Raw genomic sequence first — 9,539 nt, 5'->3', positions numbered from 1 at the left:
CGTCAGCGGCGGCACAGGCTTAATCTTCGCTTTGTGGGCCATCGAGATAAGCGGCAACAAGTGGCCGTTTTCAGCGCCGGGCCGCCGCCGACGGCCAATGCCCAAACATCGGCGGCATTGAAATACAGATAGCCGATCCAATTAACGGCGAGAATCACGGCCAAGACCCACCAAATCGCATTGGTGGGGCGCCGTTCTTTCGAGTTGTGCTCGATCTGGTAGGGGTTGCCATCGCTCATCAGTAGCACGTCGTTCTGACCTGGCCGCCATAGGTCGGCGTCGAGGTGCAGTTGATCGGGCGATTGGCGGCCGCACTGCGCTGCATGTTGTCTCCAGCGTCGGACAGAGCATCGCCGATTGCAATCCGCTTCCTCCGGTTTTCGGCGATGCGGTTCTGATCAAGCTGGAAAATGCACTGCGCAAACTGATCCGAGCCCGGCTTGAAACCGTACGCCTGGCACGTTTCGCCGAGCTTTTGAGCCATTGCAGGGTTTGCCGGTTGCTCTGACTGACAGCCGGCAAGAAGCAACGTCGAGATGATCAACAAGTATCGCATCGCGGAATATATGCCCATTTCCATGGAGAATGCCAATGCCTATGAACGGTAGCGGGGTCACGTCGTGGCCGCCGAACACGGTGGCGATCCCCAACACGACGATTGAAAGCGGCAAGTACAACGCTTTCCTCGCCGATCTGTTGGCGATCATGAACACGCCGCGCCCGTTCCAGATGGGCGGAACCGGGGCGTCAACGCTGGTTGGAGGTAACGATGCGCTGAATACGACTTCGGCCAACATCGCCTCGGCCGCGACCACTGATCTGGCCACGGCAACCGGCATTGTCGTCAACGTCACCGGTTCAGCGGCCATCACGGCTTTTGGAGTTCTCCCCTCGGGCGTGGAACGCGTGCTTGTCTTCGTCGCTGCGCCGCTGCTGACGTATAACGCCGTCAGCCTCATCCTGCCCGGAGCAGCCAACATCCAGGCGGCGGCCGGCGATGCCGCCGTCATGCGCTCGAAGGGCGGCGGCAATTGGGTTTGCGTCAGCTATCAGCGGGCATCCGGCCAACCGATCACTACGACACTTGCTGATGGGATCCTGCCTGCGAGGCTTGGGCTTGTCGCGAAGACCATTACCGACTGGAACAATGCCCTTGACAACGGCTGGTACATGGGCAGTGGGATTGCCAATGCGCCGGCGGCCAATACCACCTGGAACATAGGTACCGTCGAGGCGCATGGTGCTGCCGGTTACAGGGCGCAGACCGTGTATGATTTCACCGCCGCAACGGCGGCTGATACCAAAATCTGGCGGCGTCACCAAGTCGGAGGCGCTTGGGGCGCCTGGTATAAAATCCAGTGGTCTCAAGCCGAACAGGACGCACGCTATCGGCAGTTGTCGGTGCCGTTGCCCTTCACGCAGGCTTTTGAAAGCGCACAGCAGACGCTCACCCAAGGTGGCGCGCTGACACTGGCGCATGGGCTCGGAGTGAAGCCAAAGATAATCGCGGTCGCGCTTCAATGTACCACAGCTGACGCAGGATATTCTATCGGCGACGAAGTGTTTATCAACCATCACATCTCTGCAACGGGAAGTTTTGGTATGGGTGTTTCTATCGTCCCCGACGCAACGAACCTGAATGTTCGTTTCGGCAGCGATGCACAATATATCGTTTTGCTTAACAAAACGAATGGTAATTACTCCACCACCGTTAAGACGAGTTGGCGGCTTGTTGTGAGGGCATGGGCATGACGCGTTATTTCGTTGACGACAATGGGGGCTATCTCGGCGGCTTCGACGGCGAAGACATTGAACTGCCTGAAAGCGGCATAGAAGTGCCTACCGCGCCCACTGATGCTCGGCAGACATGGGATGGCTCCGCATGGAGCGAGCCGCCCGTCGCACGCCAGATGGTGCTGAAATCTACGGTCATGCAACGGCTTATCGATGTCAATAAAATGGGCATAGCCCAAGGGGCGCTGTGGGCGCAGCCGAACGCATTTGCCCGCTGGTTCGCTCCGGACCATCCCGCCGTCTATTGTGACGATCCCGACGCCATGGCGTTCGTGGCCGCGCTCGGGCTCGACCCCGCAATTATTCTTGCCTCTTAAACCAGCACCACTAGCAGCATCATCGATCTGCCTGGCGTGTTCGTTGCCGTCTTGGCCGTTTAACGCTTTGGCGGGAGATTGGCCCGTTCAGGCCGATGCATGCCGGTTAGCAGCCATTTGATGCGCCCCGAAATGGTGCGGCGCTTCAGCTTTGTCATCTTTGTAAAGTATTCATCAGGGTGAACGCGATCAATGAACGCAGGGGCGATCGGGACAAGCCCATGATTTCTTGCGGTCTCGTCATCAGCAAAAAAGATCAGGTTTTGCCGATAATAAACCGGGATTGACCTATCCGTCCAAATTGCCGGTCGGATTATGTCGTAGGCTTTGAAGCCGTATGCTTCGAAGGCATTTGCCCAATGGCTTTGCCATTGTTCGTTGATGTGATGCATGCCGCCCTGAAACGGAATAGCGGCAGAAAACAGCACTGCCGGCGCACTGCGGCACAGCCACTCGACGGCTCTGAGAGACGCCGGGCCGGAAATATGCTCCAGCACTTCCGCTGATATGGCCAGATCGAATCGGCCAAGGTCGGGCAACTCTTCTTCAAAATTCGCTTCGGTGAATTCGTGCGGCTCGATGAGCCTCTGTTTTGCGGGCACCCAAGGTCCGTCGATACCTCTTGTCTGCTGCACACCAAGGCGTTTTGACGCGGCGAGCCACGATCCCGTAGCTGTTCCAAAGTCAACAATGGATTGCGGCCGCAGTAGGCCAATTAAAGGGCGCAAGACCGTTTCAGCAATACCAACCTCCCGGCTGCGAGCTTCAAAGAATGCGGGGCCGTACTCCTTGCTTAAGTCTTTGCTCATCTAAGTCTCCCTCCCAAAAAGCTGGCTTATATCCACTATCCCCTGGAAGGAAAATATCAAATGGCTGTTTCCCGTGAAAAGGAATCGCTTGCCAAGGTGCTCGCGCACGAAGGCGGCTATTCGAACCATGCCCAAGACCCTGGCGGCCCGACGATGAAGGGCGTTACCCAGCGCGTCTATGACGGCTATCGGAAGGGCAAGGGCCTCGCCACCCGGTCGGTGAAGGGCATCACCGCCGACGAACTCAACGCGATTTATGATCACCAGTATTGGGACGCGGTGCAGGGCGATGCGCTACCGGCTGGCGTCGACTATGTACTCTTTGACGGCGCAGTGAATTCCGGCCCTGGCCGCTCGATCATGTGGCTGCAGCAAGCTCTGGGGCCCGTTTACACCGGCCGCATCGACGGTGTCATGGGCATGGGCACACTTGCTGCGCTCAAGGCGATCAACAACAACGACGCGCTGATTGACCGGATCTGCGATGCGCGGATGAACTTCCTGCGACGTCTCAGCACCTTCGCTACCTTCGGTCGTGGGTGGTCCGCTCGCGTCGCTGAGGTTCGTTCGATCGGTCAGGCATGGGCTACCGGTCAGGTGCCGCAGGCTGCCAGCTTCATTGATGGTGGGCAGGCGAAGGCCTTTGTCGAGGACGCTACGCCCGCGCCGTCTACCGCGCCTGCCGATGCTGCAATCGGCGGCGGCGGCGCGGGTCTTGGTGTCTCGGGCACGCTGCAGGGTCTTCAGGATCAGCTTTCTCCGCTGTCCTATGCCAGCGAGTGGATCACCAAGATTGTGGTCATCCTGGCACTCGTGAGCGCGTTGCTGCTGTTCGGTGGTGCTGCCTACCGCTGGTACGCCAATCGCAAGGCCAAGCAGATCGCTGCGGCGCTGGGCACGGGGGCGAATTGATGGAGGGGCTCAAGAACGTCTTCATCCCGGTCATCGACTGGACGCTGCGAGTTGCCGGCGCCCTGTCGCTCGCAGGGATCGCCGTCTTCCTCGGATGGTGGTTCCTATGGTGATTTCCTGGCTCATCACCATCATCGCCGGCTCTGTGGGCATTCCGCGGCCAGTCGCCGTCCTTGCTGCGTGGGCCGCCATAGCCGTCGCCGTCTCAGCCACCGCGCTGGGCGGTTACGAACTCATCAAGCATTGGGGCGCCGACGAGGTCCGCGCCAAGATCGAAAAGGACAACCAAGATGCGGTCCATAAGGGCATTGACGCTCGCATGTCTCTTGACGAGTGCATTGACGCTGGGGGCGTGTACGACTTCGGGCGTCAAAGGTGTAACGCCGCTACGCTCGGCCATCGGTAACAGCCTCCCGGGCGCACAGGGCAAAACGGTTGCCGACCAGAACAAGATCGACCGCACGATGGCGCCGGGCTGCGCCGTGAAGCTCTACACCCGCGCGGAATGCGATCTGCACACCAAGGCGAGCGCCGAACGCCGTGCCGAACTGAAATAGCGAAAACTCGCATGGCTGAGGCATAGAAGTGGACGACGGCATGGCTGAAGACCAGCGAGTATATCAAGATCCAGTGCAGGCGCAGCTCGGCGAGCGTGTCACGAACCTTGGCCGGCGCCAGACCGACCTTGAAGCCGAAATGCGTTCTGGTTTTCGACAGATTGAGAATTCATTCGCCTCGTTCACAAATGAGACGCGCAGTTCGATCGCCGCCCTTGGCACGTCGATATCGGAGCGCAGCCGGCCGCAGTGGCAAGCGCTCGGCGTCATGGTCTCTGTCGTGGTTGTCCTCGGGGGGCTGGTCTATTGGCCGATCCGGGAATCGACAAACGATCTGAAAGCGCAGGATCTCGAAACCAGCCGCCTCATCCAGAGCCTAACCACAGAGACCAGCAAAGCAATCCAGAGCCTCGCCGCCAACACGGTATCGAGACAGGAAATGGACTGGCGGGCGCAGCGCGGCATTGAGGACCGCAACCGGATGGAGACGGCGATTGCCGATCTTCGAGGCGGCACGGTGGCACGCTCGGAGTGGATGGAGCGCAACCGGTCCTATGAACAGCAGGCGACAGAGTTCTCCCGTCGGCTGGATGAGCTCCGGCAGGACTTTGGCTCGGTATACGGGACGCGCGACGTGATCCAGGAGATGAAGCGGGAGCTTGACGATCTGCGCAGAAAGCAGACGCCGACCCCTGGGACGTAGTTGCCGTTCACCTAGCCCCCACTCGACCTTTCTGCTTCAACCTGTCTTCATAGGTCAGCTAAAGTCGGGGAGGGGTGAATGGCAAGAAAATGTCGTGCGAATGCTTATCTCGTGGAGCTGAGAGGTCTCTACGCTAAGTCGAGCGAAAATCTGAAGTTCGGGAAGTTTGATGGCGGGACCGATCTTAGGACCGCAATCCAGAAAATCCTGAGCAAAATGACGACGTTCAGCAAGATACCTCTTCATCAAAAGGTCTTCAGTATCGAGCCAAAATGGGGGAAGAGCGGCCCATTAATTGGCTTTCTGAAAGCTGGCGACTACGGCTTTGCATCCGACATAATCGACACTGACAACGGCAAGGTTGCCTACAACAAGAAGAAAACTGAGTCGCTGCCAGACCCATTTTATTTCCATCTGGAGCTACCTGATAACGAGAAGAGAGGCATCCTCTGCATACAATCCTGGGGATTAAGTGGTGTCAGGAGTCTTTTCGAGACCGCTATTTCAGGCCAGTTCGACAAACTATATCCTGCCTACCGTCTGCACATTCGTAGCCTCACCGTGGCAGACGCCCTGGCTGAATATCTGAAGGTCGGGTCGGTCGAGGAGGTTATAGTGGAGAAGCATGAAATCCCCGCTGATATCGCAGACCGCTTTGGCGGGAACAAGACCGTGCAACCCGGTAAGTTCGTGTATTCTATACAGCCTTCTGACAAGGGCATGTTTAAGCGAGATGGGCTGATTGCGTTCGCAAAGGGAGAGAAGAAACTGGAGGAGGTTTTCGATTTCGATGACAATGGGTTCGATGTCGTAAAAACCAGAATTCGCGTTGGTGGTGAATTGAAGACCATCAACCTTACCAAACCGGAAAACCTGTCTACATCATATGATCTTACGGCTGACGTAAAGATCGGACAGAACGGATTTCCGACATTTGAAAGTCTCAAGTCGGAGTTTGTAAAAATAGTTGATGATCTCGCAAAACGGGGAGGCATCGAGTTATGACGAGCAAGATCGACATCAGGATGATCCTTGAAGATCATTTCTCGACTTTCAGGGATGAGGGCACGCAGAAGTACAGCACCGAAGATTTTCTTATCATGGCAGGAGTGCCGGCGGTGCTAGCAACCGCCGCTTTCGCATTCTGCCTGTCTATTGGCGATGCCAACATCGGTACCCTAATTTCGGTGTTCGCAATTTTTTCTGGACTTTTGTTCAACGTGCTAGTGCTGATCTACAGTTTCTCCGACGGGAATGGTGATGGGAAAAAAGGGGTTCGCGATCGATTGCTGCGGCAGAGCTTTGCCAACATATCCTATACCATTCTGGTCGCTCTTATCGCCGTGGTGGTCCTGACGGCCCTCCTTTTTGTGAATGGGCTCACTCAGCGGATTTTGGAGGCGGTGGTTGTTCTCTTATCAGCGAATTTCGTTTTGTCCCTGCTGATGGTCCTTAAGCGAATTCACGTCCTTCTCCGCGATAAGTTCCCCACTTAGGACCTGCTGGGGCGCGCAACCAACCCCTCCGCCACTCGTTGACCGATGCTGGTTGATCCCAGCACACTCCAGACCCTGGCCCGCCTGTTCTCCATTCGGGTGGGCCTTTTTTGCGTATAAGCGGAACCTCATATTCGCCGGCTGGTTTCTGAGATGACAGCGACCCCTCGCTGTCGGTCAAGGGCCGTATACCTTGGCCGGCCCGCCTCTCCCGCCATTGAGGCGGGCCACAGGCGAGCATCTTTCTTGACAACTCATCGTCGACAAATGCATTTCTAGTGTCGAGGCAAAAGGGAGCACACATGAAGAAGACCTACCACAAGCCGGTTCTGACAAAGCGCGAGCGCTTGGCTCTAATCGCGGCACAGATTGTGGCCGTCTCTGGTCCGAGTAAGGCTTGAGACGGCACCACGGCACGAAATTCGGAAAAGCCCGCTGCCGAAAGGTGGCGGGCTTTTTTGTTTGGCACGAGATCAAGTCGGCCGAGTTTCCTGGCGGTCAAAACGAACGCTAAGCCCATGCTGGATGGCGCATTTCGCGATCATGTTATCAAGGCCCTCCGCCCCGATCGGCGGGGAAATAAGCTGGCGGATTGCTTTGCTGGCAAGCTCGGTCGACACGAAATCGTGGTTCTTTTTCCTTGCTTCGACGTACTGCTCCACCAGCATTTTCAGTCGCCGTTCCGCAATATCCCCCGCGAGCATTTTAACGGCCTCCTTTTTCGAGACGCAGTCAGCCTAGCGATTTCCGAGCGCCTTGGCTTCCAGCTCCAGTGTCTCGCGGCTGCTGCCATGCTTTCTGATGAGTTCCCGCACTTGGTCGGTTGAAAGACCGAACTTGCTAGCGAGATAGCCAACTTCATACTCCTCATCGCCGCTCACGCGGGCGCGGTCCTGATAGCCAAGCTTGTTCTTGTCGTCGGTCATGTCAGTTCTCCTCCCTTTGGCAGGTGATGCCCAACGTCGCTCGCCGCACTTTGTTTCAAGCCGGCATCCGGTTACGGAACTATTTTAGCGCATGCTGATTGAATCGCGGCTTGTGAGTGCAGTGCATGCGTTTGAAGTTCATCGAGCCTCTGTTGCCGACCTTGGTGGAGAAGCCTCCAGAGGGTGACGGATGGATTCACGAGGTCAAGTTTGACGGGTACCGCTCGCAGATCATCATCGACCATGACGTCCGCATTTTCACTCGCAACGGCCTCAACTGGACCACGAAATATCGCAGCCTCGTCGGTGCCGCGAAGCGCCTGGGTGTTGAGAATGCCATCATTGACGGTGAAATCGTGGTGCTCAACGAAGCCGGCTTGTCCGACTTCGGTGCGCTAAGAAGGGCCATCACCCGCCGCGAGCAAGACCTCTATTTCGTCGCCTTCGATCTCTTACACCTCAACGGCCATGACCTGCGCGCCATGGCTCTGGAGGACCGGCGCGAGATCCTGGAAGGCATCATAGAGCCCGGCGAGCATATCCAGTTCAGCCAAGCCATGCCGGGCGAAGCGAAGGCGCTTTTCGGTCTGATCGACGAAGCTGGCATCGAGGGCATGGTGTCGAAGCGCCGCGATAGCCAATACCGCAGCGGCCGGTCGACCAACTGGCTGAAGATCAAGAGCTATGCGGTCGACGAATTCGAGCTGCTTGGTGTCGAGCGTGAGGCGGGCAAGCCGGCCTTCGCCCTGATGGCGGATCGTGCGACGGGTCGCTATGTCGGGTCGGCTTTCATCAATTCACGCGGGGCGATCCGGGACCGGCTTTGGAAGCGTGTCCAGGAGCACGCCGGGCCGCCGCCAAAGGGCATGAAGCGGCCGGCCACTCAGTGGGTCAAGCCGGGGCTGATCGGCCGAGTGAAGCACCTTCGCGGTGAGGAAGACCTGCGACACGCTTCGCTGCAGGATTTTCGCGAAGAGGATGCGACGCGCCTAAAATAGCATGCTCAGTCCTGGAGGCAGAGTTGGCCGCACGTCCCATTTCAGCACAGGATTGCTGGCATTGATCTTGCACCGGACCCGTTACTGGGTGAACCCCGGTCCTGATCGCGTACCTGATCAGGTAGTAGGCTCGCCGGGCTTCGAGGGCAGTTGGGGTGTCTCGCCCGGCGAGTTTGCCTACTTTTCGGTTTTGAATCGGCAAATCGCGCAAAGTCTCCGGCGCTGCCGTGATTGAGCGGCGGGTTTTCTGGAACCGAAACAGCCGTTCCGAGTTTCCTAGCTCACCAATCAGATTCCATAAGGGCCGACTAATGTTCAATGACAAAGAGACTCGACTTCTGGAAGCAGGACTGTTCGTCGCTGTGCCACTCTCGATCCTCGTTGCGACGGTGATGGTTAGTATCACGTTCGGTTGGTTTGGATGAGCACACGCGGGACTGATTTTTTGTACAAATGGATAGTAGCCAACGTTCCTGCGACTGCAGGCGCTGACATCATCTCGGTTGCCGAGTTGACGCAGAAGCTGTTCGCGGACGCGAAGGCGGTAGGCATCAGCAGTACCGAGATCGAGGAGGACACAGGTAGTGTGTATGAGGCTGTCCTCGATGCCATCGTGCATCACAACTCGGGCTTGCCAGAATGAGCGCTCGTGGCCTGAAGTTTCTCGACAATTGGATGGCCCAGCAACTGCCCATTGTGGCGCGGGGAGATCCAATCGCCGCCAGCGACTTAGCGGACCAGTTGATGACTGCGGCTGAGAAGGCCGGTATCCGCGCCGATGAGATCAATGGCGAGGTCGCTAGCGTCTTCGAAGTGATCTTCGAGGCAATGCGTCGTCGCAAGAGAACCGGTTGACTCGTTCGCAGTCCGTTCCCATTTTGGTCTCCCCGACGTCAGGATGTGAGCTTCGGCTAAAATGTGTGGGCGCGTTTTCGTCAAATCAACAATCCCTGACATGGTGCGGCGGTTCGAGTTCGCGCACCCCGGCGACATTGAACGCTTGGGCAACGGGTTCCCGATCTGGAAC

15 protein-coding genes are annotated in these 9,539 nt (G+C 57.4%); 10 read left to right on the top strand and 5 right to left on the bottom strand.

Going from position 1 to position 9,539, the window contains the following annotated elements:
- Positions 1 to 2: 2 nt before the first annotated feature.
- Both EN935_RS11760 and EN935_RS11755 read right to left on the bottom strand, forming a co-directional pair.
- Positions 3 to 239 carry a hypothetical protein gene (locus EN935_RS11760; RefSeq protein ID WP_127373331.1) on the bottom strand — a complete coding sequence of 79 codons (237 nt, stop codon included), beginning with the start codon at positions 237 to 239 and terminating at the stop codon, positions 3 to 5.
- Entirely contained in the window at positions 239 to 580 is a 342-nt protein-coding gene (locus tag EN935_RS11755) for a hypothetical protein (protein ID WP_127262968.1), read from the bottom strand. Before EN935_RS11755 ends, EN935_RS11760 begins: the two co-directional genes overlap by 1 nt.
- A gap of 11 nt (positions 581 to 591) precedes the next feature.
- Between EN935_RS11755 and EN935_RS11750 the strand changes: the two genes are divergently transcribed.
- Complete coding sequence (locus EN935_RS11750; RefSeq protein ID WP_127262967.1) at positions 592 to 1,752, top strand: pyocin knob domain-containing protein; 1,161 nt, start codon at positions 592 to 594, stop codon at positions 1,750 to 1,752.
- A complete protein-coding gene (locus EN935_RS11745; protein WP_127262966.1) occupies positions 1,749 to 2,111 on the top strand; it encodes a hypothetical protein in 363 nt (120 codons plus the stop codon). The genes EN935_RS11750 and EN935_RS11745 overlap by 4 nt, the downstream gene beginning before the upstream one ends.
- 59 nt (positions 2,112 to 2,170) lie before the next feature.
- Here EN935_RS11745 and EN935_RS11740 read toward each other — a convergent pair whose 3' ends face one another.
- Positions 2,171 to 2,920: a methyltransferase domain-containing protein gene (locus EN935_RS11740; protein WP_127262965.1), complete on the bottom strand. Its 750-nt coding sequence runs from the start codon at positions 2,918 to 2,920 to the stop codon at positions 2,171 to 2,173.
- Positions 2,921 to 2,980: 60 nt separating this feature from the next.
- Here EN935_RS11740 and EN935_RS11735 point away from each other — a divergent pair, with 60 nt between their 5' ends.
- From EN935_RS11735 to EN935_RS11715, 5 genes are all read left to right on the top strand, one after another.
- Entirely contained in the window at positions 2,981 to 3,832 is an 852-nt protein-coding gene (locus EN935_RS11735; protein ID WP_127262964.1) for a glycoside hydrolase family 108 protein, read from the top strand.
- A 290-nt stretch (positions 3,833 to 4,122) separates the two neighbouring features.
- Positions 4,123 to 4,389: a hypothetical protein gene (locus EN935_RS11730; protein WP_127262963.1), complete on the top strand. Its 267-nt coding sequence runs from the start codon at positions 4,123 to 4,125 to the stop codon at positions 4,387 to 4,389.
- A 40-nt stretch (positions 4,390 to 4,429) separates the two neighbouring features.
- Positions 4,430 to 5,092 (top strand): hypothetical protein, encoded by a 663-nt coding sequence (locus tag EN935_RS11725; RefSeq protein ID WP_127262984.1) that lies wholly within the window; start codon positions 4,430 to 4,432, stop codon positions 5,090 to 5,092.
- 78 nt (positions 5,093 to 5,170) lie between these two features.
- Positions 5,171 to 6,097: a hypothetical protein gene (locus EN935_RS11720; protein WP_127262962.1), complete on the top strand. Its 927-nt coding sequence runs from the start codon at positions 5,171 to 5,173 to the stop codon at positions 6,095 to 6,097.
- Complete coding sequence (locus EN935_RS11715; protein WP_127262961.1) at positions 6,094 to 6,588, top strand: hypothetical protein; 495 nt, start codon at positions 6,094 to 6,096, stop codon at positions 6,586 to 6,588. Before EN935_RS11720 ends, EN935_RS11715 begins: the two co-directional genes overlap by 4 nt.
- Before the next feature lie 473 nt (positions 6,589 to 7,061).
- On the opposite strand, the gene EN935_RS11710 is transcribed toward EN935_RS11715, so the two are convergent.
- Together EN935_RS11710 and EN935_RS11705 are read right to left on the bottom strand one after the other, a co-directional pair.
- A complete protein-coding gene (locus EN935_RS11710) occupies positions 7,062 to 7,292 on the bottom strand; it encodes a hypothetical protein (protein WP_127262960.1) in 231 nt (76 codons plus the stop codon).
- 33 nt (positions 7,293 to 7,325) lie between these two features.
- Entirely contained in the window at positions 7,326 to 7,514 is a 189-nt protein-coding gene (locus EN935_RS11705; protein WP_127262959.1) for a DUF3606 domain-containing protein, read from the bottom strand.
- A 125-nt stretch (positions 7,515 to 7,639) separates the two neighbouring features.
- Here EN935_RS11705 and EN935_RS11700 point away from each other — a divergent pair, with 125 nt between their 5' ends.
- The 3 genes from EN935_RS11700 (at position 7,640) to EN935_RS11690 (ending at position 9,367) form a co-directional block, all read left to right on the top strand.
- On the top strand, positions 7,640 to 8,512 hold the full coding sequence (locus EN935_RS11700; protein WP_127262958.1) for an ATP-dependent DNA ligase: 873 nt from the start codon (positions 7,640 to 7,642) through the stop codon (positions 8,510 to 8,512).
- Positions 8,513 to 8,933: 421 nt separating this feature from the next.
- A complete protein-coding gene (locus EN935_RS11695; protein WP_127262957.1) occupies positions 8,934 to 9,155 on the top strand; it encodes a DUF768 domain-containing protein in 222 nt (73 codons plus the stop codon).
- Positions 9,152 to 9,367, top strand: coding sequence for a DUF768 domain-containing protein (locus EN935_RS11690; protein ID WP_127262956.1), 216 nt, complete (start codon positions 9,152 to 9,154; stop codon positions 9,365 to 9,367). The genes EN935_RS11695 and EN935_RS11690 overlap by 4 nt, the downstream gene beginning before the upstream one ends.
- Positions 9,368 to 9,539 lie beyond the last annotated feature (172 nt).

It is taken from the genome of Mesorhizobium sp. M7D.F.Ca.US.004.03.1.1 (genome assembly GCF_003998635.1).
Taxonomy (GTDB): Bacteria; Pseudomonadota; Alphaproteobacteria; order Rhizobiales; family Rhizobiaceae; genus Mesorhizobium; species Mesorhizobium loti.
Note: the sequence above shows the minus strand (reverse complement) of the source record. Positions and strands in the feature narration are given on the sequence as shown.